Source organism: Pseudomonas sp. Tul2A7, assembly GCF_054790505.1.
Genome location: NZ_CP186499.1, coordinates 506787 through 531727 on the forward strand (window position 1 = coordinate 506787; position 24941 = coordinate 531727).

Here is a 24941-nt window from a genome sequence, read left to right on the forward strand (position 1 = left end):
CCATACGACTCAGACATTCAGCTCGTAAAACTGAATAATCTCCGTCATCGCCCGCTGCGCTTCTTCGTCGCCCTTTATCAAAATGTCTTCGACATCCCTCAATGGCGGAAGAGGATGCAGACGTTCAGCAATCTGCATCGCGCTGTAGTCTTGAGTCGCTGTTCCTTCGCTGACTCTTATGAAGCCGATAGCGCTTTCGCCTGCGGCAAAATGATTGGAAACCCGGATTTTCGGTGACATGCCGTAATCCACCACGATCACCAGATCATCGCGCTCACGGTGAAACTTCAAGTTATCGATCATCAGCCTGCGTTCGGAAAAGTCGATCCCGTCAAGGCCGTCTCCCCGATTGATGATCACGTCCCTGCCGAGGCCATCGTATCGGTAGATATCATTTCCGGCGCCGCCGGTTAGCGTGTCATTGCCCGGCCCACCTAACAGCAGATCATCACCGGGGCTGCCCGTGAGCACGTCATCCCCTTCCATGCCTCGGATTTCCCCCGCGCCGCTTATCGTGTCGTTGCCTCGACCACCGACTAACGGCAGCGCCCGTCCGTCTCGCAGAGACGTAAAACGCGTTGAATTGTTAACGGTTACACCCGTATGAAAAGTCTCGGGCGCAGGGCCCAGCTGACTTGACTCCAAGAGTTGTTTCAAACTCACGACCGACCCATCGGCGAAATTCAAGAGCTCAATCCCGGCCCCCTCAAGTTCACCGTTGAGGGGCAAGACGATGCGAACTTTCTGCATCCCGCCCCAATTGATATCGAGTGTCGGATGGAGCATTTTCGCTCTTGGCGGATTGCGGTGTGCCCCGCGAGCTGGGTTGGGTTCCAGCTCGACATGTGTGGTTTCTATCAGCGCAGCACCCCAGCTCAATTGCAGTGCATCGCGCTGCGCATCTGCTGGAAGGACGACCGTGTCCTGATCGATCAACCCGTACTCGTCTTTCCACCCCGCTGCGCCAACTTCTGCTCGGTGGAAAACAGGGTTCGGCACATCCGCAATCGTGGTAGTTGCTCCGGCGTGCGCTTGCACGATGTAGGTGTCGGCACCGTCTTCACCGTAAAGCCAATCATTCCCTGCCCCGCTGACCAGATAGTCGGCACCCTCGGAGCCCAGCAAGGTGTCGTCACCTGCACCTGCGGATAAAAACGCGCCCGGTGTTCTGCCGCCGACAGTGCCGTAGTCAAGTGGGGAGCCTGCATAACCGACAATCAGATCGTCTCCCGCGCCGCCGTGGAAAACGTTTTCCACTTCGACGTTGACTCGCCCGCCGGCATCGTCGCCAGGGACGATTTTGCGTTTGATCGTTTCAGTTGTGACATCCCAGCGAAACGCCTTGGGCACCGTTTCCCCCGAACCGAAGCTTGCTGCCGGATAGATGTACCAGCCCTCAAGCGCGCCGGATTCCTTACGGTCTTCAACCAATACATCTCCCGTATTGAATGAAAAGCCGTTGGCCGAGCCGGATCGATAATAGCGAGGCGCCTGACTTGAAGAGGCTATCGCCCCACCGGCTTTCACCTGTTTATGTTCGACACGGGTTGTGGTTTTCGACTGCCTTTCACTGACCACGGCTTGCCCTGCATCAACCTTCATCCATGGCGGCGTTTCAGACAGTGTTCCCGCTTCGACGCCGTCATCGCTCAGCTCGGTGTGAGTGATGTAACCGGTGTCGCTAGTCGTGATATGACTGCGAACCCAGACGCCTTGATCACTCAAGGTGAAACCTGTGGCGTGTTTGCGGGCGTAGCGCCTGGATTTGATTTGCGCGAGGAATTTTTCAGTCCAGTCAACGGGGTGATCAGATGCCACAGGGCGTTGCACCGCGATGGTGTCTGGATGAACCGGATCTTCAACTTTGCTTTGCTGGATTCCTGAGGCGGTTACAACTTCCGGTACAGATGACTCGGGCACCTTTATCGGCGGCAATGTTTTGCGCAGGACATCCTCATAACCAAGTACAACGCCATCGCTGAAGCTGAACGTGGAATCCTTCCACTTCTCGTGATTCTTGATGAGTATCGCGTCGCCCGCGCCGTTGGCCAGCCGCAATACTGTGCCTGCGGCAACTTCAAGGATGTCGGCTTTCAGGCTTTGCGCGCCAAACCCTGCGCCGAACCTGATGATGTTGCGGCCGCCGGTATCGGTAACAATATCCAGACCATCACCCACCCCGAAATAGTAAACATCAGCGCCGTCATGGCCCTCCATCACGTCGTTACCGGCCCCGCCATCAAAAACGTTATTGCCTGAATCTCCACGAAGGTGGTCTACACCTTCCCCGCCCACTAATGTGTCGTTGCCACCACCGCCCAGCAGGGTATCGTTGCCTGAACCACCGTCCAGATAATCTGCGCCGTGTTCAGCCTCGACTGTCTGCTCGTAGTCGCCGGATAAAATGTCATCATCAGCGCCGCCATAAAGTGTGTCGGCGCCCAAGCCGCCCAAAAGGGTATCGTTTCCTTCATCGCCTTGAAGGTAATCATTGTTGATTCCACCTGACTGCAGGTTGGACACATCGCCATCCATTGCGTCAGCTCCTGCCCCACCGATCAGGGTATCGGAGCCCCCCATTCCCTGAAGTGTGTCATCGCCCGCTCCACCATCAAGTAAATCATTACCGTGATAACGAACCGGATGCTCAGCGTAATCCCCGGCCAGCGCGTCGTTACCTTCACCTCCGAACAGCAGATCATCCGCCCCACCGCCCCAGAGTGTGTCGTCTCCCGCGCCACCGTCCAGCAGGTCATTTCCAAAAAAGTGGGCGGCGTCCCCGGCAACGCCGTTCAGCACATCGTCATCGCCCTTGAGAGTGTCATTGCCTGGACCACCATAAATCGCGTCGTTTCCACCGTTACCAGCGAGCCGATCATCGCCACTGCCACCGTCCAATACATCGTTGCCATGGTGTTTGCTTTGCAGGCCACCGCCCCAATCGAGGTTGTCTCCCATCATTGTGTCGTTACCGCTTCCTCCGGCTAGCGTGTCATCCCCCCCATCCCCTCCAAGAAGATCATCTTCAGTTCCGCCATCAAGCAGATCGTCGCCCCATTCACCATTGAGAACATCGCGACCGCCCTGACCGTAGAGAACGTCGTTATCACCCTCCGTCGAACTATTAAAGGAGGCCTTTGAAAAGACAGTTCGGTGACTGGTGACACCGCCGTCTATAAGAACGTCGACACGTTTGAATCCCCATTTCTGCTCCAGCGCGCCGGTCGTTGCATCCCCTGATAAAACGTCATCTCCCGCACCTCCAATCAGCGTATCCCGATCGTTACCGCCCAAAAGCACGTCCTGGGATGCTGTACCGATGAGCAAATCGTGACCAGCACCGCCATCAAGCCAATCGCCTCGAGCTCTTTTCCCTTTAACGTCGCCAGCGGCCATGGCTTTTTCGAGCGTCGTCTGTTTGTCCCCAAACACCTGATCGTTTCCGTCCTTGCCGAATAATCGGTCTGCTCCACCAAGTCCGAGAATGACGTCGTCTTTTGCAGAGCCGTAAAGCACATCGGCTTTGTTTCTCTGTTTTACATTGGCCAATAGCAAGGCGTTGCCCAATTCATCGTATGAGAACTGATCCCCGGGAACATTGGGGTCGATATCTTTCGCTTTCCAGTCGCCCTGGAGAACCAGATCGGGAGCAGAGAACGTATGGTCTTGGTGTTCGGGAAGTCGGATGCCCAGCATCCCGGGGCGGAAGTTCTTGATAACGACGAGATCGTTCAGGCCATATTTTATGTTGAGCGTGGGTTCGCTGAGTTCTTCGATGAGAGTCAGGGTGATGGCCTGATCCTCGGTCGACCAGACATCGCTCAAAGGGGCCCGACGTTTGAGTGAAGGAATCGGCGCGCCGTTGATCCATAGCTGCCCATTGGCGTTGGCGTCGAAGATCTCATCGATGCCATCACCGCTGGAAAACTCATAGCGGTCGCTGCCTGCGCCGCCGATCAAAGAGTCGTTACCCTTTCCTCCGACCAGAACATCATCACCGGCCATTGCGTACAGCGCATCATTGCCGTCGCCTCCAGCAAGCAAGTCGTTGCCGCGCCCACCCTCGATGACATCGTGACCTGCCAGTCCGTTGATCGTGTCATTGCCCGCGCCGCCATACAGATGATCTGTGTTCGCACCACCTGCGAAAGACCGTGCACCGTCATCGCCGAACATGACCAGCGGATTCAACACACCGGTGGTCATCGGCGCCTGTTTGGCTGAGGCGAGATCGGAGTAGGAAAACTTCTGCAGCGATTGTTCTCCAAACGAGCCCTGGGTTCGGGCAATCAACCGGGCCAACATCTGCGCACGATCGGCAAGCCATTGCGCGGTGATGAAACCTTCGCCGGTCAGCGGATCGTAGAGCTCCAGTCCGCGTCCGGGGTAACCGTCAGCTCGCTCAATGACGATTTCACTGAGTTGCTTCAGGGAATTGCGCAGCGCCAGGCCGATGGGTGTCGACTCGCCAGCCAGTTTTGCCCATGAATTCGCGTTTCCGTATTCGCCTATTGATCGGGTGACGATGCTTTGGGACTGCTCCGGTGAAAATGCCGAGAAGAATGCGTAGGCGTTGGTGGCGAAGGTTTCATCGGTGGTAGGTAACGCTGCTGAATCGCCGTCGTAGGTGCGCTTGAACATGTCGAGGAATTCGTTCTGGCCGTAGCGCAATATCAGGTCGACCACGACGGAAACCGGCGTGCCTTGAACGACATGCTGAATCAGCGGATTGAGGCTGCCACTGGCGAGCGCGATATTGATTTGCTCTGGCACGACGGAAAGCAGACTTTGCAGTGGGTTGACGCCGAAATTACTGATCGCCGCTCGCAGGCCGACACTGTATGAATCGATGGCGAACAGAATATTTTTATAGTCATCGAGCCTGTTGGCTTTTGCCTGAGTCGGCGGGCCGCCATCTTCCCCTTGCGAATCACCAGCGGAGATCAATCTCCAGGTTTCATAGGGCGGCGCTCCACCCAACAGGCTGAATCCGACGGTCCCGGACCAACCGGCGTTATGGCTCACGGCTGTATCCCTCTCTCCGCAGGCCTCACTAAACAGTGCCTTGCCGATCGCACTGGCATCAATCTCAGCAATCTGGCTGATGGACGGAACCGTCCAGGGTGCCAGTCGACCCGCGAGGGATCCGTCGATCAGGGTATTGATGAAATTGGCGGCGACCTGATTCGATGACAGCTGCATCAGGCCTTCACAGAAGATTTTATTCAGTCTCAATTCGCCTTGGCGCGAGGTGTAGCCGCGAATCAGGGCGGAGTAGGCACCGTTTCCACCGTTGGCATCAATGGCCACGGCAAGCCAGAGCCTGGCGCTTTTCAGAATTTTTCCCGCTTCTTGATCGACAGCGGTAACCTCAGAAACTCTTCTGCCGATAATATCGAACAGCTTTTGATACAGGGGAGCGCAGCTAGCCCCTGTTAATTTCAGCGCAAGATATTCGGTATCTTCAGAATCGAACATCAGTCCCTTGCAAACATTTGCTGCATTTAAAATCTCTGACTTTTCCAGATCGCTAAAAACATAACTCATCGTTACTTCCTTGTAATAACAGAGCGTGAAAGATACTCACTGAGAAACTTGAGCATCTCAGGTGCTTCGCGTAATGACGACAGTCCAAGACTTACCCGACCGTGACCCCCGGCAAAGTCAAAACTGTGCAACTCCACAGTGCAAAAAAAGTTCAGCCTACCAAAATCCAGATTTTCCAATTCAGTTCTGCTGAACTTTGACAGTTTCTCGTCAGTCAATTCCTCCTCTGCAGCCGGGCGAATCAAGCCGTTACAGCTTATCAATCGAGGGGTGCCATCACGCCGCGGCCAGTCAGCAATGACAAATTTTCGAACGGAAGCCTCATTCTTGAAATGCGGCGGAGGTGCATTAAGCCAAAGTTCCAGTCCAGGATAATTTTTCAACTTCACAATCAACTCATCCGGCCAGTTGACGTGTCGATAGCCCCGCTCATGGGGCTCAGTAGTCTCTTTTCTTGTATAAAGCCCGACGCTCACTTTATAAAGACGCCAACTTTCAGGAGTCGGCTTTATACTCTGATCGTGGTACGACCGTATATCCGTCCCGGTCCACCAGAAATGCCCCTTGAGCGTATTGGCCAGACACGCTTTCTTGTTCGCCAATTCAGGCATGCCAACATAAAACTCCGGGACCAGAGTCTTATCCACATAGCTACCGCCCAGTATGGGCACCTGCTTCATGCTCGCCAGCTTCTTTTGGCAGGCCTCCTGATCCGCGTAATAGATTGCCATCGCCGCGGCGACTTCTTCTTTACGGATATAAAAATCCACCACGCAATAACAGGCATAAATAAATAAGCCGCATTTCAACAACTTCTTAAACCATTTAACCCATTGCTTGCGCGACATCCGGAGCATTTCAAATCTCCCTGTCAAACTGAGGAACAGGCTGTTTTTTGAGATGCCCGGATGTCGCGTTCTCAAATACCTCAAAGTATTGTTTCGTGCCGCACTCCACATCAAATCTGCTCGCAGTCAACTTCGCCGCGCTGCGAAGGCAGTCGTACTCATCAACGGAACCAAGAACCCTGGCAATACGTTTGGCGATACCGTGATGATCGAAGAAATCCACCAGCATTCCATTGTGACCATCAACGATCACCTCCCTTACCGGAGCCGTATCCGACGCTACTACCACACACCCTGCCGTCATCGCCTCCAGTAACGACCACGACAAAACAAACGGATACGTCAAATAAACATGGACTTTCGAACATTGCAGAACTGCCCGGTAAGTCTGGTAAGGAAGCTTCCCTGTGAAATGCACCCTGGAGTCATCGAAACTTACCTCTGCCTCCATCCTGCTGCGCCAATTTGCATAGCCAACCGGCTTACATCCATAACTGACGTCATCACCGCCCACTATGATTATCTGCACATCGGGACACTCAGCCTGAATATGCGGGATCGCTCGCATAAAACTATGAAACCCGCGATAAGGCTCAAGATTCCTCGCGACATAAGTAACGATCGGCTGCCCGGATCTCAGCTCGACGCCATTGGGCAACATGACTGCCCCAGCTTTCGCCAGGTAAGAACTTTGAATGACGCCCTCGTGAACAACCCGAATGGCCGACCGATAAGCTGCAGGAAACAGGCTGCGCTGCCACCGCGTAGGCGCGATGGCAATGTCACATTGTTCAAGATTCAAAAGATGCAGCGAATTGAGTATTCGCAGCCTTGATGACTCCCTTGAGGCTCGCGGGAATTCAGGGTCGAACCCGGAATCCGCGCCCTGCGCTCGATAGTAATATTCGCAATAGTGAACAAGCGGCGTGTCAGGATAGACATCCTTGACGAAGAGCGTTTCCCCCCATCCGGGATGAGCGAGAATCACGTCTGGCCGATAACCCGACTGTTTCAGCCTGCTCAGAATTTCAAAAACCTTCTGTCCATCAGTCACCGCTTGTTCGTAGCGGGTCAGATAGGGGTGAATATCGCCCGATGCTCGACTGGCAGCGCGGTATCGATATATTTCCACCTCTGCGATACCCGGCGCTGTATCCCGACCTATCGCCAAAACCTCATAACGTCTGTCAATCGCCGCCAGCACCACGTGACGGAACTGACCCGGAAAGTTTTGGTGAATCACAAGAAGCTTCATAGCGGCATCGTCCTTTTATTCGCCGCTATTGAACTGAGTTTTGCTCACGTCGTTCGGCACGAACAAACGCTAACAAATGCAAGGAAATGAAACTGTAGGAAGCGTCTGGGAATGCCCTAGGAGATGGCTAACGGGACGACTTTTCGACGGGCATAAAAAAGCGGCGCTAATTGCGCCGCTTTCATTTGCGTGAATTTACCAGCGGTTGCCACGTCCATTGTGGTCACCACGCCCGCTGTGGCGATCATAGTTGCCACGACCGCGGTGATCGTTATCCCAACCGCCGCGACGGTGGCCATCCCAGCGCCCGCGATCATTGCCGTGCCAGCGACGGCTTTCATAGTGGCGCGGGGCCGGTTGATAGTAACGCGGCGCCGATTGGTAATAGCGCGGTTGCTGGTAATACCGCGGGGCTGGTTGGTAATAGCGTGGCTGCGCGTAATACCTGCTGCCACCGTTGTAATACGTGCCACCCGTGTTGTAGTAGGCCGGTGCGGGTGAGGTGTAGACCTCTGAGCTGTAATACGAGTCCGCGTAGGAGTACGGGACGCAACCGGCAACGGAAAACATCAACGCAGCAAGCAGAAGAATTCGTCTATACATGGCGGCCTCCTGGACCGCGGGTTGGCCACACCAGCGACGCTGGCAGGCGACAGTCATTTAATCGGTGACTGTCGAAAAATCAGACAGCGTTTTCGGCATCTGGTGCGTTCCTGCAACAAGTTGAAACAAGTGATCTATGAAACCTTGTTCATCCGCAAAAACGCCGTCATTCAGCCGCTGATTAGTGGTGCCCACCGTGATATCCGCCGCCGTGATAACCCCGTCCGTAACCGCCTCGATGACAACGGCGCACACCATCGGATCAGCGGCAAACGCGCTGCATCACGGTGCAGCCGCGCACCAACACAAAGCGCCTCAGCGCCCTCGCCGCCAACCCTAAGCAACCCGCGCGCCCGTGCCAGAGCGCCCGACGCAACTTGGCACGCCTCTCGCTTTAGCAAACCCGTGCAGGAGTCATCACAGGTTCGCGGCACCACAATTTGCAATGGCTGACTAGGGTTCCGGCTCGCATTCGCGAGTGGCTGGTCCGAGAGTTGGCGACCTCCAGTTGAGGTTACACGGCGGGACAAAAGCCCGGGAGACAAGCCACCGTTCGCGGTGCCGCGTTGCCTTCCTGTCCGCCCTTGATCAACTGGAGAATCCACCATGACCCGACTACGTTTGCCCGCCCTGCTCGCCGCCGCCTTCACCGCGCTCATCAGCAGCCAAGCCCCCGCCGCCCAGAAAGATCACTTCAGCGTCTGCTGGACGATTTACGCCGGCTGGATGCCATGGGAATACGCCGGCAGCCAGGGCATCGTCGACAAATGGGCGAAGAAGTACGGGATCAAGATCGACGTCGTACAGCTCAACGACTACGTCGAATCGATCAACCAGTACACCGCCGGCCAGTTCGACGGCTGCACCATGACCAACATGGATGCACTGACCATTCCAGCGGCGGGCGGCGTCGACAGCACCGCGCTGATCGTCAGCGATTTCTCCAACGGCAACGACGGCATCGTCCTCAAGGGCGACGGCAAGAAAGTCGCCGACCTCAAGGGCATGGACGTCAACCTGGTCGAGCTGTCGGTCTCGCACTACCTGCTGGCCCGCGCGCTGGACTCGGTCGACCTGACCGAAAAAGACCTGAAAGTGGTCAACACCTCCGACGCCGATATCTCCGCCGCGTTCAACACCGAACAGGTCAACGCCGTGACCACCTGGAACCCGATGCTCTCGGACATCAAGGCCAAGCCGGGCGTGACCGAAGTGTTCAATTCCAGCCAGATTCCCGGCGAGATCATGGACATGATGGTGGTCAACAGCGCCACCCTCAAAGACAACCCGGCGCTGGGCAAAGCACTGACCGGTGCGTGGTTCGAAGTGGTCGAGTTGATGAACGCCAAGAACGCCGCGAGCAAAGCTGCGCTGGAGCACATGGCCAAGGCCTCGGGCACTGATCTGGCCGGATTCCAGGCGCAACTCGACACCACCAGACTGTTCGCCACACCGAGCGAAGCGCTGAGTTTCGCCACCAGCAAACAGCTGCCGGAAACCATGCGCAAGGTCGCCGAATTCTCCTTCCAGCACGGCTTGCTCGGCGAAGGCGCGAAAGACAGCAGCGCGGTGGGCATGGCCTTCGCCAACGGCGTGACCAGCGGCGACACCGGCAACCTCAAGCTGCGTTTCGATCCGACTTACGTGCAGATGGCCGCCGACGCCAAGCTGTAAGCCACGGAGGATTTGGCCATGCGCCTGATCAATCGCCACCCGGATCGCCCCAGTCGCCTGTTGTTGGTGATCCTGCCGTTCGCTCTGCTGCTGTTCGCCTATTTCATGGGCTCGGCCGAGCGCCTGGCGGACAACCCCAACGACAAACTGCTGCCCAGCGCCGTGCAGATGACCGACGCGGTCAAACGCTTGGCCTTGAATGCCGACAGCCGCACCGGTGACTACCTGTTGTGGCAGGACACCGCGTCGAGTCTGCGGCGTCTGGCCATCGGCCTTGGCATCGCTGCATTGGCCGGGCTGTGCCTGGGCATCGCCGCCGGCACGCTGCCGCTGTTCGGCGCACCGTTGTCGCCACTGCTGACGGTGTTGTCGATGGTGCCGCCGCTGGCGATCCTGCCGATTCTGTTCATCGTTTTCGGTCTGGGCGAGTTGTCGAAAGTCATGCTGATTGTCATCGGCATTACCCCGGCGCTTGCTCGCGATCTCGAACAACGCGCCCGGGAAATTCCCGTCGAACTGCTGATCAAGGCGCAGACCCTCGGCGCCTCGACCTGGACGCTGATGCTGCGCGTGGTGCTGCCGCAACTGCTGCCACGCTTGCTGATCTCGTTGCGGCTGATGCTCGGTTCGGCGTGGCTGTTCCTGATTGCCGCCGAAGCGATCGCCTCCACCGACGGCCTCGGCTACCGGATCTTTCTGGTGCGGCGTTATCTGGCGATGGACGTGATTCTGCCGTACGTGGTGTGGATCACCCTCCTCGCCTGGCTGATGGATTGGGGCCTGAAATACCTGACCCGCCGGGCCTTCCCTTGGTATGAGGGGGCGGCCAAATGAGCTTCATCACGGTAAAAAACGTCTGGCAGCAATACGCCGATCAAGTGGTGCTGGAAGGCTTGAACCTGAACGTCAACGAAGGTGAGTTTTGCACCTTGGTCGGCGCATCCGGTTGCGGCAAATCGACGTTTCTGCGCCTGCTGCTCGGCCAGGAAACGGCAAGTCGCGGCGAGATTCTGCTCGATGGTCAGCCACTGGCCAGCGAGCCGGATGCCAGCCGTGGCGTGGTGTTCCAGCGCTACTCGGTATTCCCGCATTTGAGCGTGCTCGACAACGTCGCTCTCGGCCTTGAATTGCCGCGTGCGCCGTTGCTCGGTCGGTTGTTCGGCAGCGGCAAACGCGAAGCGCGCGAACAGGCTGCGGCATTGCTGGACAAAGTCGGCCTCGGCCATGCGCTGGACAAGTACCCGGCGCAGTTGTCCGGCGGCATGCAGCAAAGGCTGGCGATTGCCCAGGCGCTGATCATGAAACCACGGGTATTGCTGCTCGACGAACCGTTCGGCGCGCTCGATCCGGGCATCCGCAAAGACATGCACGCCTTGCTGCTGGAGCTGTGGCGCGAAACCAAACTGACGGTGTTCATGGTCACCCATGACCTGTCCGAAGGCTTCAGCCTCGGCACGCGGTTGTTGGTGTTCGACAAGGTGCGCCTCGACCCGCACGCCCCCGGCGCCTATGGCGCACGCATCACCTACGACATCCCTTTGAACAGCGACCGCCGCGCCCAACGCGCCGCCGTCGCCGCCCTGCCGTTACCACTGGCAGGCGCCCTTCGCACCGCTTGAGAGGACTGCTCCGATGAATAAGCCGATGACTGATTCAACCCAACTGTTCCCACCATTCGCCGAAGAAATGCTCCCCGGCGGCGGCCACCGTTCCTTCGTGTTGAAGCGCGGCCAATTGCTGCGCCTGACCGATCTGCGCGGCGGCGCCAACGTCAGCCTGACCCTGCTCAACGCTAATGAAAAAACCGAGCGGCTGAACCTGCCCGACAGCCTCAAATGCCAACACACCGCCAAGCTCACCACGGGCCACTGCTTGTACTCGGACATGGGCCGCGTACTCGCCGCAATCACCGCCGACACCTGCGGTTGGAGCGACAGCCTCGGCGGCGTGCTCTGCGCTGAAGAGGTCGCAGAAAAGTACGGTCAGGGCCGCTATCAGGAACTGCGCAACGGCTTCTTCCGCAACGGCACCGAAAACCTGCTGGTGGAACTCGGCAAGTGGGGGCTGGGCCTGTCCGACCTGCTGATGACGCTCAATCTGTTCAGCCGCGTGAATGTCGATGAGGCCGGGCGTTTCCACTTCGTCGAAGGCAACTCCAAGGCCGGCGACTACATCGAACTGTACGCGCCAATGGACACGCTGGTGGTGCTCACCGCCCTGCAACATCCAATGGACCCATCCCCCGAATACGCACCGAAACCACTGAAGCTGAGCTGGATGAACGCCGACGCCAGCGTCGCCGAACACTGCCGCACATCGCGCCCGGAAAATGAGCGCGGCTTTATCAACACCGACCGTTTGTTCGCCTGAGGATCGCTGCCATGTCAGTTGCTATCGCCACTTCGCAAAACCAACCCGACGCTGCGGTGTACCGCGCCACAATCCCCGCCGGTGAACCGTGGCTGATGGAGGTCAAGGCCGGCCAGACCCTGCGGATACTCGACCTGGAAGGCAATCAGGCCGTCGATACGTTGTTCTACAGCCTCGCCAATCCCAAGGAACGCTATGACGTGCAGCGCACTTTGCGCCGGCAGAACAGCGTCTACCTGAGCACCGGCAGCGTGCTCTATTCCAACCTTGGCCACGCGATGCTGACCATCGTCGCCGACACCTGCGGACGCCACGACACTCTCGGCGGCGCCTGCGCGCAAGAGAGCAACACCGTGCGTTACGCCTTGGAGAAACGTTACATGCACAGCTGCCGCGACAACTACCTGCGCGCCTGCGCCCATGACGGCCGACTGGGTAAAGGCGACATCGGGCCGAACATCAATTTCTTCATGAATGTGCCGGTCACGGCGGATGGCGGGCTGACGTTCGAGGACGGGATTTCGGCGCCGGGCAAGTACGTCGACTTGCGCGCGGAGATGGATGTGATTGTGCTGATTTCCAACTGTCCGCAATTGAACAACCCGTGCAACGCCTACAACCCGACACCTGCGGAGCTGCTGGTATGGAACTGAATTTAAATCGACTGCGCCGTTGGCTTTTCGCACTGTGCCAGGCGCGCTCCGGGCAGTGCCTGAAATCGCCCAAACACCCCTAAGCCCTGTGGGAGCGAGCCTGCTCGCGAATGCGGTGTGTCATTCAGCACTGATGTGGCTGATCCACCGCCTTCGCGAGCAGGCTCGCTCCCACAAGGGATCTGAAGTGGTTTGGAAGACCTGTTTTTTTCATCCGGGACGGCCCGGATGTCTGTCGAAAAACGGCGGGACGGCCCGCTTCCCCTTCAGGGGTTATGCCATGTTCGAAAAAATCCTCATCGCCAACCGTGGCGCCATCGCCTGCCGCATCCTGCGCACCCTCGCAGCACTGCAGGTCAAAGGTGTAGCGGTGTATTCCGAAGCCGACGCCGCCAGCCTGCACATCCTGCACGCCGATGAAGCGCACAGCCTCGGTGAAGGCGCCGCCGCCGGCACCTATCTGGCGGTCGACAAAATCCTTGCCATCGCCAAGCAAAGCGGCGCCACGGCGATCCATCCCGGCTACGGATTTCTCTCGGAAAACGCCGCGTTCGCCGAAGCCTGCGCAGCGCACAACATCGCTTTCATCGGCCCGACGCCCGAGCAACTTCGTTTGTTCGGCCTCAAACACACCGCCCGCGCGCTGGCCAAACAGCACGGCGTGCCCATGCTCGAAGGCACCGAACTGCTCGACAGCCTCGATGCCGCGCTGATTGCCGGTGAACAGGTCGGCTATCCGGTGATGCTGAAAAGCACCGCCGGCGGTGGCGGCATCGGCATGCGCGTGTGCGGTAGCGCCAGCGAACTGAGCGAATCGTTCGAAGCGGTGAAGCGCCTCGGTCAGAACAACTTCAGCGACGCCGGTGTGTTTATCGAGAAGTACATCCAGCGTGCCCGGCATCTGGAAGTGCAGGTGTTCGGCGACGGTCGCGGTGAAGTCATCGCCCTCGGCGTGCGCGACTGCTCGGTGCAGCGGCGCAATCAGAAAGTCCTCGAAGAAACCCCGGCGCCGAACCTGCCGCACGGCATGGCCGAGGAGCTGTGCGCGGCGGCAATCAAACTGGCGAAAGCGGTGAGTTATCGCAGCGCCGGCACGGTGGAATTCGTCTTCGACAGCGAGGCGCAGCGTTTTTATTTTCTCGAAGTGAACACGCGGCTGCAGGTGGAGCACGGTGTTACTGAACAGGTCTGGGGCGTTGATCTGGTGCGCTGGATGGTTGAGCTGGCCGCCGGTGATCTGCCGCCGCTGAGCGAGTTGTCTCGCCAGTTGAAACCTGAGGGTCATGCAATTCAGGCGCGGCTGTACGCGGAGGATCCGGGGCGCGACTTCCAGCCGAGCCCGGGCTTGCTGACGGCGGTGGAATTTCCGCCGGCCAACGGTATTCAGTTGCGCATCGATACCTGGGTCGAGGCCGGTTGCGAGATTCCGCCGTATTTCGATCCGATGATTGCCAAGGTCATCACCTGGGCGCCGACCCGCGAACAGGCGCGTGCCGAGTTGCATCAAGCGTTAGGCGACAGTCTGTTGTACGGCGTGGAAACCAACCGCGACTACCTGCGGCAGATTCTCCTCGACGCGCCGTTCGCCAGCGGTGAGCCGTGGACCCGTTGTCTGGAAGGTCTGATCTATCGCGCCAACACTTTTGAAGTGCTCAGCGCAGGCACGCAAACCAGCGTGCAGGATTATCCCGGTCGCCTCGGTTACTGGGCGGTCGGTGTACCGCCGTCGGGGCCGATGGACAGCCGCGCATTGCGTCTGGGCAATCGCTTGCTCGGCAATGCTGAAGGCGCGGCGGCGCTGGAAATCACCATGAGCGGGCCGTTGCTGCGCTTCAATTGCACAGCAGTGGTCGCGGTGACGGGGGCGCCGATTGCCTTGACGCTTGAAGGCACAAGCGTGCCGATGAACACCGCGCTGCTGATCCCGGCGGGCGCAACGTTGCATCTGGGCAGCATCAGTGGCGCCGGGGCACGCAGTTATCTGTGCCTGCGCGGTGGTTTGCAGGTGCCGGATTATCTGGGCAGCAAAAGCACCTTCACGTTGGGTCAGTTTGGTGGGCATGGTGGCCGGGCGTTGCGCGCCGGGGATGTGTTGCATATGCCTGCGCTGGCCGACCGTAGCAGCGGTCAACAACTGGCACTCCAGCACATTTGCGAGTTGCCGGCGGTGCGGCAGATCCGGGTGATCTACGGCCCGCACGCTGCGCCGGAATACTTCACCGAAAACTACATCAACACATTCTTTGAAACCCAGTGGGAAGTGCATTTCAACTCCAGCCGCACCGGTGTCCGCCTGATCGGGCCGAAGCCGGAATGGGTGCGGGCCGACGGTGGCGAGGCCGGGTTGCATCCTTCGAATATTCACGACAATCCGTATGCCATCGGCGCGGTGGATTTCACCGGTGACATGCCGGTGATCCTCGGCCCGGATGGCCCGAGCCTCGGCGGGTTTGTCTGTCCGGTGACGGTGATCGAGGCGGATTTGTGGCAACTGGGGCAGCTCAAGGCGGGCGACAAGATCCAGTTCATTCCCGTCGACCTCAAAACCGCCCGCGATCTCGCCCTGAAATGGGATCAATGTAGGAGTGAGCCTGCTCGCGATGAGGCCAGATCAGACACCGCATCAACTTCATCGCGAGCAGGCTCACTCCTACAGGGGCTTTTGTCGCCTGTGGTGCTGGCGTTGGGTCAGGGGGATAGGCGGCTTGTTGCGCGGGTTTCTGGCGACACTCATTTACTGCTGGAAATCGGCGAGCCTGAACTCAATCTCGTCCTGCGCTTCCGCGCCCATGCCCTCATGCAGGCACTGGAAAGCAAAACCCTGCACGGCGTGATCGACCTCACCCCCGGTATTCGCTCGCTGCAGATCCACTACCAGCCCGAGCAACTGCAGCTGGTCGATCTGCTCGGCATCGTCGCCGGCGAATGGGACGCAGTGTGCGCTGCCAACGACCTGCAAGTGCCGTCACGCATCGTGCATTTGCCGTTGTCGTGGGACGACCCGGCCTGCCAGTTGGCCATCGAGAAATACATGACCACTGTGCGCAAGGACGCGCCGTGGTGCCCGAGCAATCTGGAGTTCATCCGCCGTATCAACGACCTGCCTAACCTCGACGAAGTGCAGCGCACGGTGTTCGATGCGAGCTATCTGGTGATGGGCCTTGGCGACGTTTACCTCGGAGCGCCAGTGGCCACTCCGCTCGATCCGCGCCATCGCCTGGTCACGACCAAATACAACCCGGCGCGCACCTGGACGGCCGAAAACTCGGTAGGCATCGGCGGCGCCTACATGTGCGTGTACGGCATGGAAGGCCCGGGCGGTTATCAGTTTGTCGGGCGCACGTTGCAGATGTGGAACCGCTACCGCGAAGTCGCCGCGTTCGACGGTAAACCGTGGCTGCTGCGCTTCTTCGATCAGATTCGTTTCTATCCGGTCAGCGCCGAAGAACTGCTACGCATCCGCCGTGATTTTCCACTCGGGCGCTTTGATCTCAACATCGAACACAGCCAGCTCAACCTCGCCGATTATCAGGCTTTTCTCAATCGCGAAGCCGAGGGCATCAACGCCTTTCGTGCCCAGCAACAGGGCGCCTTCAATGCCGAGCGTGAACGCTGGATCGCCAGCGGTCAGACGCATTTCGACAGCGAAGAAGCCATGCCGGAGTCCAGCGAAGACGCGCCACTAGCCGACGGTGAACACAGCGTCGACAGCCACATTGCCGGCAATCTCTGGCAGGTGCAGGTCGAGGCCGGCAGCCGTGTCGCGGCGGGTGACGTGCTGGTGATTCTCGAGTCGATGAAGATGGAAATCCCGGTACTCGCGCCGATGGCCGGGGTGGTGCGCGAGATCCGCGTGCAGCCCGGTTCGGCGGTGCGCGCCGGACAACGGGTCGTGGTGCTGGAACTCGACTGAAGCCAATTGGATAAGGATCAACTCATGAATCTGCAACTCGATGTTCTGCGCCAGGCCTATCGCAATGGCGACACCACACCACGTCAACTGCTGGCGAAACTGCGCGAGAAAGCTGCCGCGCTGAACCCGGATTATCACCTGTTCATTCATCTGCTCAGCGTCGTTGAACTGGAGCCCTACCTTGCCGCCCTCGACGGCCGCGACCTCGACAGTCTGCCGCTGTATGGCGTGCCGTTTGCGATCAAGGACAACATTGATCTGGCGGGTATTGCCACCACCGCCGCGTGCCCGGACTTTGCTTATGTGCCGGAGCGCTCGGCGACCATCGTCGAGCAGTTGATCGCCTTGGGGGCGATACCGCTGGGCAAGACCAATCTTGATCAATTTGCCACGGGGCTTAACGGCAGCCGCTCGCCGTATGGCGCGTGTCCGAACAGCGTGCTGACGGAATATCCGTCCGGTGGCTCCAGCGCCGGTTCGTCGCTGGCGGTGGCGTTGGGTGTGGCGAGTTTTGCTTTGGGCACCGATACCGCAGGCTCCGGTCGGGTGCCGGCGGCGCTGAATAATCTGGTTGGATTGAAAGCGAGCAAAGGGCTGATCTCCACCGCCGGCGTGCTGCCGGCGTGTCGCACGCTGGATTGCGTGACCACGTTTACCGCGACGGCGCGTGAGGCCAGTCAGTTGCTGGCATTGACGGCAAAGCTTGATCCGCGCGACGAATACAGCCGTCGCAATCCATCGTGGAATGACGGCTCGGCGTTTGGTGCGCCACGGGCATTTCGTTTCGGTGTGCCACGCGCGCAGGATCTGGAGTTTTTCGGTTGCGTCGAAGGGCCGCTGTTGTTCGGCGACGCCATCGATCAACTCAAGGCCTTGGGTGGCGAAGCGGTCGAGCTGGATCTGTCGCCATTCCTTGAAGCCGCGCGCCTGCTTTACGAAGGGCCGTGGGTTGCCGAGCGCTATAGCGTGGCGGGCGAGTTGATGGAGAAAAATCCCGAGGCCGTTTTGCCGGTGATTCGCGCCGTGCTGGCCAAAGCTCCGGCGGTGACCGGCGTACAGACTTTCCGTGCGCAGTATCGGCTGCAAGCCCTGAAAGCCCTGTGCGATCAGGCCCTCGAAGGCCTCGACTGCGTGCTGACCCCGACCATTGGCCGCCCAGTGACGCTGGCCGAATTGCACGCCGAACCGGTGCTGCGCAACTCCGAACTGGGTTACTACACCAACTTCATGAACCTGCTCGACTACGCCGCCGTCGCCGTGCCGAGCGGGTTTATGGCAAATGGATTGCCGTGGGGCGTGACGCTGTTTGGCCGGGCGTTCACCGATCAATATTTGCTGAGTGTGGCCGATGCGCTGCAGCGTCAGCAGGACTCGGCATTGCCCACGCCTATGAACGCAGCGCGCCATGATCGTGCACGCATCGTGGTGTGTGGCGCGCATCTGCAGGGGTTAGCACTGAACTGGCAACTGACCCAGCGGGGTGGGCGTTTGCTGGAGACGACGTTGAGCTCACCGGATTATCAACTGTATGCGTTGGCCGGCGGCCCGCCATTGCGGCCGGGGATGGTGCGGGTCAAGGATGGCGGTGTGGCGATTGCGGTGGAGGTGTGGGAATTGCCGAGCAGTGAGTTGGGCTCGTTCCTCAGCGGGATTCCGGCACCGCTTGGGTTGGGCAAGGTGCAACTGGCGGATGGACGTTGGGAGAGCGGGTTTATTTGTGAGCCGTATGGTCTGGAAGGGGCGCTGGACATCAGCCATTTGGGGGGCTGGCGGGCGTATCTGGAAACTCGGAGCTGATCCGGAAACCAGCCCTCACCCTAGCCCTCTCCCGGAGGGAGAGGGAACTGACCGAGGTGTTTGTCAGGTGGTTGTCATTCGGTGAAACCGAGGCGAACTCAGGTTTTGAAATCACCACAATTTAGACTCCTCTCCCGGAGGGAGAAGGGGCTGACCGGGGTGTCTTTAAGATAGTTGCCATTCGGTGATACTGAGCCGAAGACAATTTTTGAAATCACCACAATCTAGCCCTCTCTCCCTCCAGGAGAGGGCTGGGGTGAGGGAGCGATCCTGCTGACACACCCTCTACGTCATATCCCCCGCCATTTCAGGCATAAATCCCGCAGTCTTTTCCCGGCCATCCCACTAGAATGCATGCCATCGGGCCACTGCTAACGGATCTGCCATGCCGCTTCGTTCTCCCCTGTACTCGCAACGCTCACTGGTCCTGACGCTGATCGCCCTGCTCGGCGCCGCGTTTCTCGCCACGTCGTTGCTCAGCTACTACGCCTCTCGCGCGTCGATCCGCGACAACATCGTCAACACCGAACTGCCGCTGACCTCCGACACGGTCTACTCGGAAATCCAGAAAGACCTCGTCAGGCCGATCCTGATTTCCTCGATGATGTCCCGCGACACCTTCATGCGCGACTGGGTGGTCAACGGTGAGCAAAATCCCGAGCAGATGACCCGCTACCTCGACGAAGTCATGACCCATTACGGCGCCTACACGGCGTTCTTCGTCTCCAACAGCACCCTCACCTACTACCACGCCAAAGGCGTGCTCAAGCAGGTCAAGGTCGACGAACCGCGCGACGCCTGGTACTTCCGCGTGCGCGACATGAAGGATCCGTACGAGATCAACGTCGACCCGGATCTGGCCAACAAAGACAACCTGACCTTCTTCATCAACTACAAGGTTTACGACTACCACAACCGCTTCATCGGTGCGGCCGGGGTCGGTCTGACCGTGGACGCGGTGATCAAGTTGATCGACAAGTATCAACAGCGCTATCAACGCAGCGTGTACTTCGTCGACACCTTCGGCCGACTGGTGTTGACCGGCGCCGACGGTGGCCCGGAAGGCGCGCACATTGGCCAGAGCCTGAGTGAACTGGAGAGCATGAAGAGTCTGGTCAGCCAGTTGCCGAAACCGCACAGCGGCAGCTACGAATATTCCGCCCACGGTCAGGGGCATTTCCTCAACGTGCGGTTTATTCCGGAGCTGAACTGGTATCTGTTTGTTGATAAACGTGAGGATGGCGCGCTGAGTGAAATCCGTCAGTCGCTGTACCTGAATCTGCTGATTTGCCTGCTGGTCACGCTGATTGTGCTGGCGCTGCTCAACCGCGTGATCAAACGCTATCAAAGCAAAATTCAGGCGCAGGCCACCCTCGACAGCCTCACCGAACTGCCCAATCGCCGTGGTTTCGACATTCTCGCCGCGCAAGCCCTGCACGAAGCGCAACGCGAGACCAAACCACTGACGGCGTTGCTGCTCGACCTCGATCACTTCAAAGTATTGAACGACACCTACGGGCACATGGCCGGCGATCAAGTGTTGATCGGTTTTGCCCGCGACCTGCAAAGCTGCCTGCGCCATGCCGACATTGTCTGTCGCTGGGGCGGTGAGGAATTTATCGTTTTGCTGAAGGACACCGACGGCGACACTGGTCAGAAAATTGCCGAGAAGATCCGCCAACACGTCGAACAGCACGAATATGCCTACGACGGCCACCGTCTCAATCTGACGGTAAGCATCGGCGCCACCACCCTGCAACGCGATGACACCTTGCACAGCCTGCTGTCGCGGGCCGATCATGCGATGTATCGGGCCAAACACACCGGCCGTAACCGCACCTGCGTGGAAATGCCTCACTCGACTTATGCCTGATTCCGACGTTAAACCCGACCATTGCCCGGCCTGCGGCGCCCGCAACGACTGCAGCCTCGCCGACCCGCGCACCGCCGACCGCGAATGCTGGTGCTATGGCGTGAGCATCGACCCGGCCGTGCTTGAAGCGCTGCCGTCAGAACTGCGCGACCAATCCTGCCTGTGCCCGCGTTGCGCGCAGGTCGAGGCGCAACTGCAAGCGGCCAAGCGGCCGATCCCGTAAGATGCGCGGCCCTTCATTCATCGAACACTGAACATGCGCGTTGACCGTTTCCTCAGCAACCTGCCCCGCTACAACCGTCAGCAGGTTCGCCTGTTGCTGGTGGAAAAGCGCGTGCGGCTTGACGGAAAAGTCGTCAGCGATCCGCACAGTGAAGTGCTGGAGTTCAGCCGCGTCGAAGTCGATGACGAAGTGCTACAAGTCGGCAAAGCGGCGCGCTATTTCATGCTGCACAAGCCGCCGGGCTGCGTCAGCGCCACCAGCGATCCGCAACATCCGACCGTGCTCGACCTGATCGATGAGCCGGACAAGGACGATCTGCACATCGCCGGACGCCTGGACTTCAACACCACCGGCCTGATGCTGATCACCAACGACGGCGCGTGGTCGCGCCGCCTGACCCAGCCGCAGACCAAACTGCCGAAGGTTTATTACGTCGAGACCGAACAGGAGATTGGCGCGGAATATGCGATCACCTTTGCCGAGGGCATCTACTTCGCCTTCGAGGACCTGACCACGCAACCGGCGCAACTGGAACTGCTCGGGCCACGCTCGGCGCGGTTGAGCATCGTCGAGGGGCGTTACCATCAGGTGAAGCGCATGTTTGGTTTCTTCAACAACAAAGTCCTGCGCCTGCACCGCGAATCCATGGGTCTTCTGCACCTCGATAACGCGCTAAAACCGGGCGAGTACCGCGCTTTGCGCACCGAAGAGATCCATTTGTTCTAAGCCGGCGACCGCTCAGCAGAAGTTGTCGAACAATTTACCAACGGCACTTGCGCGATCCCGACTCCCCTGCTTGAATCAGGACGTCGGCCAGATTGTGACCGATGAGTCACGACATACATCCAAGAAACTTTTTGCCGGTAGAGAGCCTTCAAGGCTCCGCCTCAGCCGGCAGACTGCCCGCCAATAACAACACCCGTCGACCGCAGTCATGGATCGACATGGGCCAAGCAAATTCCAGGCGTATGCCTACCTGTCACAAAGCTCGTGCAATCTCTATTTGCGCGCATACCCGCTTGCTTGCCAGGAGTCTTATGACATGAGGCCAGAAATCGCTGTGCTGGATATACAGGGTCAGTATCGGGTTTACACGGAGTTCTATCGCGCAGACGCCGCAGAAAAGACCATCATCCTGGTCAACGGCTCGATGGCCACGACTGCGTCGTTTGCACAGACTGTGAAAAACCTGCACCCGCAATTCAACGTGGTCTGCTACGACCAGCCCTACGCGGGCCGGTCAAAAGCCCACAACCGTCACGAGAAACATCTGACGAAGGACGTCGAAGGGCAGATTCTGCTCGAACTGATCGACCACTTCGCCGCCGAACACGTGCTGTCGTTCTCCTGGGGCGGCGCCGCGACCCTGGTCGCCCTCGCCCAGCAGCCACGGCGCATCGAACGGGCGGTGATCAGCTCGTTCTCGCCGGTGATCAACGCGCACATGCTCGATTACCTCGAACGCGGCGTCGACTACCTCGGCCAGCGCGACGGCGACCGCGTCGGCCATCTGGTCAACAACACCATCGGCAAACACCTGCCGTCACTGTTCAAACGCTTCAACTATCGCCACGTCAGCAGCCTCGCCGAGCACGAATACGGGCAGATGCACTTCCACATCAGCGACGTACTGCACAGCGATCGGCAGTGCTATCTGAACGCAGCGAAAAAGATCAACGTGCCAGTGCTGTTTTTAAACGGCGAATGGGACGAGTACACCGCCGCCGAAGACGCACGCCTGTTCGGCAACCACGTGGCGCAGAGCACGTTCACCACGCTGCAAGCCACCGGGCACTTTCTCGATATGGAACACAAAGCGGCATGCCGCGACAGCCAGAACGCCTTGCTCGGTTTTCTGAAACCGGCGCAGCAGACCAGCCGAACGCGTTACTCGTTTGTTCAGGATCAACATGCATTGGCTATTTGAAAGGGTGTCGTCGCGAGCGAGGCTGCCGGGCTGAGATTTTGCTTTTCTCACCGCAGTGCTCGCCCGCGATTGACCGTTTTCAGTGATTTAAAGCGTTCATGAGTAAAAGAAAAACTTCAAATCCGTGGCCGAGTCTGGTACAAAGTCAGCCGCTCTGAGCGGGTATAGTTTAATGGTAGAACAGTAGCTTCCCAAGCTTCCGACGAGGGTTCGATTCCCTCTACCCGCTCCACTCAATTTTTGTCTCACGTTGGTTTTTTTGACGGGGGATGCAGGAACAGCAAAAACCGGCCTATAGGGCCGGTTTTTTTGTGGCTGGGATTTGAGGTTGGTCATTTGGGAAGCGTGGAACGATTCAGAAACACTCCGCTGGTTGAAGCTGCACCCACCACCTGTACGCTTTTGTTCTCTCTAACGACAATCCTTGAGAAGTATGCGAGGCACGAAATGATGCCCATGCCTGGGATCAATGACGGAGCAATTCCATGACAATCGGATTCAAAGGGGAGTACGCAAGCCTATTCGCAGACTTCATCCGTAATGCGAAATCCCACGAAAAAAAGCGCGTTTACCGTGAAGTGCTGACCGCAGCTACCAAGAAGCAGAATGAGGTGATGCTGGCTGCATGTAACAAGCATTCGTCGGTTGGCGCAGTTCAATGCGCAGGCTGAGCGACGTGATGACTTCAGGGGATTTCTCCCGTTGTGATCAGATTCAAGAATTGCTCTGAGTTGATGATGAAAGCTCCAGCCTCAAGCGCCTTGGAAACTTTGGTTGGCCCCGCATTTTCGCCATAACAAAGAAACGTCAGCGTCTTGCCTGCCGTACTCATGACCTTCAACCCATATTCCACTGCTTTTTGCTCAAGCTCAGCCCGTTGTGCAGCTGCGAACCCAGTGAAAAGAATTTGATTGATCCTACCCGGTGACATTTTCGGATGAGGCGTTTGCGAAGCGGCTTCTAAAGCAACGAGCGCCGGTGGCTTTCGGTCGTGCTGAAGCCTCGGAGAAGGAGGAGCGGCCTCGTTCAAGAGCAGCTCAGCCCCAAGCAATACTTCGATGATGCGATCCTTTCGATAGGTTTTAGGAAAGGTATCGCTGGCAGATCGTCCTTGAATGTAAGCCGAATTTTCTGACCATTGAATCAACTCTCGCTGACTTAAATCGCCCTTTGCATCTCTATAGCTGAATTTTAGAGTCGACATCCGTTTCACTCCCTTCTGACGATCACATGGCCAAATTCCATGCATTACTACGCCGGCTTTATCGAGAGGTGATTTCCTTTCAACAGGCTCGTTGAATGTCCATGACCTTCGCCCATTAGAGTTCAACGTTAGCAGCCCGAGAGTGACGTCAGAAAAAGATGTGTTCCATTATTTTGCAGCGAAAGATCGCCACATGAACATGAGCAAAACCCGGTAACACACCCACCTCACCATCGCGTCTGCCTTACCTAGACTGCGGTAAGCGACCCCGCCCGTCAGCGGAAGACGACCGACCGGTGGTTATAGTGTTGATCATATTAATTCAATGGGTATAGTACCCACCAAGCACACCACAGGGAGGTGTTGTGAATAGCCGTTTTTTAATCGGCCAACTCGTCGCAGACGGTTGGTATCTGGTACGGATCAAAGGAAGTCACCACCACTTCAAGCATCCGACCAAACCAGGACTGGTCACCGTGCCACATCCGAAAAAGGATCTGCTGAAGAAAACGGCCATCAGTATTTTGCAGCAGGCGCTGCTTTGACCCTCTGAGTCAGTTGCGCCATGGAGGACAACGAATATGCTCTACCCGATTGCGATTTCATTTGGCGATGACCAACACGCCTGGGGTGTAGAAGTCCCGGACATTCCTGGATGCTTTTCCGCCGGAGAGGATCTGGACGATGCCGTCGCCATGGCTCGCGAAGCCATCGAAGGTCATTTCGAGATTCTCGCGGACGACGACGCCCCCATTCCAGCGGCCAGCAAACTGAGCCTGCACGTAGCCAACCCGAAATACGCCGGTTGTGCATGGGCCGTGGTGGATATCGATGTGCTCAAGTATTTGGGCAAAGCCCAAAAGCTCAACATCACCCTGCCGGGGCACTTGCTCAACCGCATTGACGAGTATGTGTTGCATCACCCGGAAGAAAAAAGCCGCTCGGGCTTTCTGGCGTCGGCGGCTCTGAAAGTTTTGCAGCAGGGTTGAACCTTGGCGCGTCAACCCGTGCTGGCCTATCCTACCCATTAAACCTAATTACATTTTCTTGTGAG

19 protein-coding genes, 1 tRNA gene and 1 riboswitch are annotated in these 24941 nt (G+C 58.2%); of the genes, 15 read left to right on the forward strand and 5 right to left on the reverse strand.

The annotated features are described in order from the left end of the window. Nucleotides 1-9 precede the first annotated feature (9 nt). The 4 genes from ACOYXJ_RS02390 to ACOYXJ_RS02405 form a co-directional block, all read right to left on the reverse strand. Nucleotides 10-5547, reverse strand: a complete 5538-nt coding sequence (locus ACOYXJ_RS02390; protein ID WP_460367694.1) for a calcium-binding protein — start codon at nucleotides 5545-5547, stop codon at nucleotides 10-12. A 2-nt stretch (nucleotides 5548-5549) separates the two neighbouring features. Continuing rightward, nucleotides 5550-6404 (reverse strand): hypothetical protein, encoded by an 855-nt coding sequence (locus ACOYXJ_RS02395; RefSeq protein ID WP_460367696.1) that lies wholly within the window; start codon nucleotides 6402-6404, stop codon nucleotides 5550-5552. Between the two features lies 1 nt (nucleotide 6405). After that, nucleotides 6406-7650 (reverse strand): glycosyltransferase family 4 protein, encoded by a 1245-nt coding sequence (locus ACOYXJ_RS02400; RefSeq protein WP_460367698.1) that lies wholly within the window; start codon nucleotides 7648-7650, stop codon nucleotides 6406-6408. A gap of 195 nt (nucleotides 7651-7845) precedes the next feature. Next, nucleotides 7846-8253 carry a hypothetical protein gene (locus ACOYXJ_RS02405; protein WP_064388490.1) on the reverse strand — a complete coding sequence of 136 codons (408 nt, stop codon included), beginning with the start codon at nucleotides 8251-8253 and terminating at the stop codon, nucleotides 7846-7848. A gap of 442 nt (nucleotides 8254-8695) precedes the next feature. Then, a riboswitch (guanidine-I (ykkC/yxkD leader) is annotated at nucleotides 8696-8796 on the forward strand. 63 nt (nucleotides 8797-8859) lie between these two features. On the opposite strand from ACOYXJ_RS02405, the gene ACOYXJ_RS02410 reads away from it, so the two are divergent. The 13 genes from ACOYXJ_RS02410 (at nucleotide 8860) to ACOYXJ_RS02470 (ending at nucleotide 23354) form a co-directional block, all read left to right on the forward strand. Continuing rightward, complete coding sequence (locus tag ACOYXJ_RS02410; protein WP_460367700.1) at nucleotides 8860-9927, forward strand: putative urea ABC transporter substrate-binding protein; 1068 nt, start codon at nucleotides 8860-8862, stop codon at nucleotides 9925-9927. A gap of 18 nt (nucleotides 9928-9945) precedes the next feature. Next, a complete protein-coding gene (locus ACOYXJ_RS02415) occupies nucleotides 9946-10761 on the forward strand; it encodes an ABC transporter permease (protein ID WP_150795527.1) in 816 nt (271 codons plus the stop codon). After that, nucleotides 10758-11546 (forward strand): ABC transporter ATP-binding protein, encoded by a 789-nt coding sequence (locus tag ACOYXJ_RS02420; protein ID WP_457464732.1) that lies wholly within the window; start codon nucleotides 10758-10760, stop codon nucleotides 11544-11546. The genes ACOYXJ_RS02415 and ACOYXJ_RS02420 overlap by 4 nt, the downstream gene beginning before the upstream one ends. A gap of 25 nt (nucleotides 11547-11571) precedes the next feature. Then, complete coding sequence (locus ACOYXJ_RS02425; RefSeq protein ID WP_460367704.1) at nucleotides 11572-12297, forward strand: urea amidolyase associated protein UAAP1; 726 nt, start codon at nucleotides 11572-11574, stop codon at nucleotides 12295-12297. 11 nt (nucleotides 12298-12308) lie between these two features. After that, complete coding sequence (locus ACOYXJ_RS02430; protein ID WP_460367706.1) at nucleotides 12309-12950, forward strand: urea amidolyase associated protein UAAP2; 642 nt, start codon at nucleotides 12309-12311, stop codon at nucleotides 12948-12950. A 280-nt stretch (nucleotides 12951-13230) separates the two neighbouring features. Beyond that, the gene (gene uca, locus ACOYXJ_RS02435) at nucleotides 13231-16863 is read left to right on the forward strand and encodes an urea carboxylase (protein WP_460367708.1); all 3633 of its coding nucleotides are present in this window, start codon (nucleotides 13231-13233) and stop codon (nucleotides 16861-16863) included. Between the two features lie 24 nt (nucleotides 16864-16887). Further along, on the forward strand, nucleotides 16888-18660 hold the full coding sequence (atzF, locus tag ACOYXJ_RS02440) for an allophanate hydrolase (protein WP_460367710.1): 1773 nt from the start codon (nucleotides 16888-16890) through the stop codon (nucleotides 18658-18660). A 385-nt stretch (nucleotides 18661-19045) separates the two neighbouring features. Continuing rightward, nucleotides 19046-20533: a sensor domain-containing diguanylate cyclase gene (locus ACOYXJ_RS02445; RefSeq protein ID WP_460367712.1), complete on the forward strand. Its 1488-nt coding sequence runs from the start codon at nucleotides 19046-19048 to the stop codon at nucleotides 20531-20533. Then, nucleotides 20526-20756, forward strand: coding sequence for a cysteine-rich CWC family protein (locus tag ACOYXJ_RS02450; RefSeq protein ID WP_150795521.1), 231 nt, complete (start codon nucleotides 20526-20528; stop codon nucleotides 20754-20756). The genes ACOYXJ_RS02445 and ACOYXJ_RS02450 overlap by 8 nt, the downstream gene beginning before the upstream one ends. A 33-nt stretch (nucleotides 20757-20789) precedes the next feature. Continuing rightward, on the forward strand, nucleotides 20790-21482 hold the full coding sequence (locus tag ACOYXJ_RS02455) for a pseudouridine synthase (RefSeq protein WP_460367715.1): 693 nt from the start codon (nucleotides 20790-20792) through the stop codon (nucleotides 21480-21482). A 316-nt stretch (nucleotides 21483-21798) separates the two neighbouring features. After that, a complete protein-coding gene (locus ACOYXJ_RS02460; RefSeq protein ID WP_077571505.1) occupies nucleotides 21799-22683 on the forward strand; it encodes an alpha/beta fold hydrolase in 885 nt (294 codons plus the stop codon). A 158-nt stretch (nucleotides 22684-22841) separates the two neighbouring features. Next, nucleotides 22842-22915: transfer RNA gene (locus tag ACOYXJ_RS02465), tRNA-Gly, on the forward strand. A 253-nt stretch (nucleotides 22916-23168) separates the two neighbouring features. Next, nucleotides 23169-23354, forward strand: coding sequence for a hypothetical protein (locus tag ACOYXJ_RS02470; RefSeq protein WP_150795519.1), 186 nt, complete (start codon nucleotides 23169-23171; stop codon nucleotides 23352-23354). 14 nt (nucleotides 23355-23368) lie between these two features. Here ACOYXJ_RS02470 and ACOYXJ_RS02475 read toward each other — a convergent pair whose 3' ends face one another. Beyond that, nucleotides 23369-23887 (reverse strand): BRCT domain-containing protein, encoded by a 519-nt coding sequence (locus ACOYXJ_RS02475; protein WP_150795518.1) that lies wholly within the window; start codon nucleotides 23885-23887, stop codon nucleotides 23369-23371. Between the two features lie 365 nt (nucleotides 23888-24252). Between ACOYXJ_RS02475 and ACOYXJ_RS02480 the strand changes: the two genes are divergently transcribed. Both ACOYXJ_RS02480 and ACOYXJ_RS02485 read left to right on the forward strand, forming a co-directional pair. Continuing rightward, nucleotides 24253-24432, forward strand: coding sequence for a type II toxin-antitoxin system HicA family toxin (locus ACOYXJ_RS02480; RefSeq protein ID WP_095049193.1), 180 nt, complete (start codon nucleotides 24253-24255; stop codon nucleotides 24430-24432). A gap of 36 nt (nucleotides 24433-24468) precedes the next feature. Beyond that, nucleotides 24469-24876 (forward strand): type II toxin-antitoxin system HicB family antitoxin, encoded by a 408-nt coding sequence (locus tag ACOYXJ_RS02485; RefSeq protein WP_150795517.1) that lies wholly within the window; start codon nucleotides 24469-24471, stop codon nucleotides 24874-24876. Nucleotides 24877-24941 lie beyond the last annotated feature (65 nt).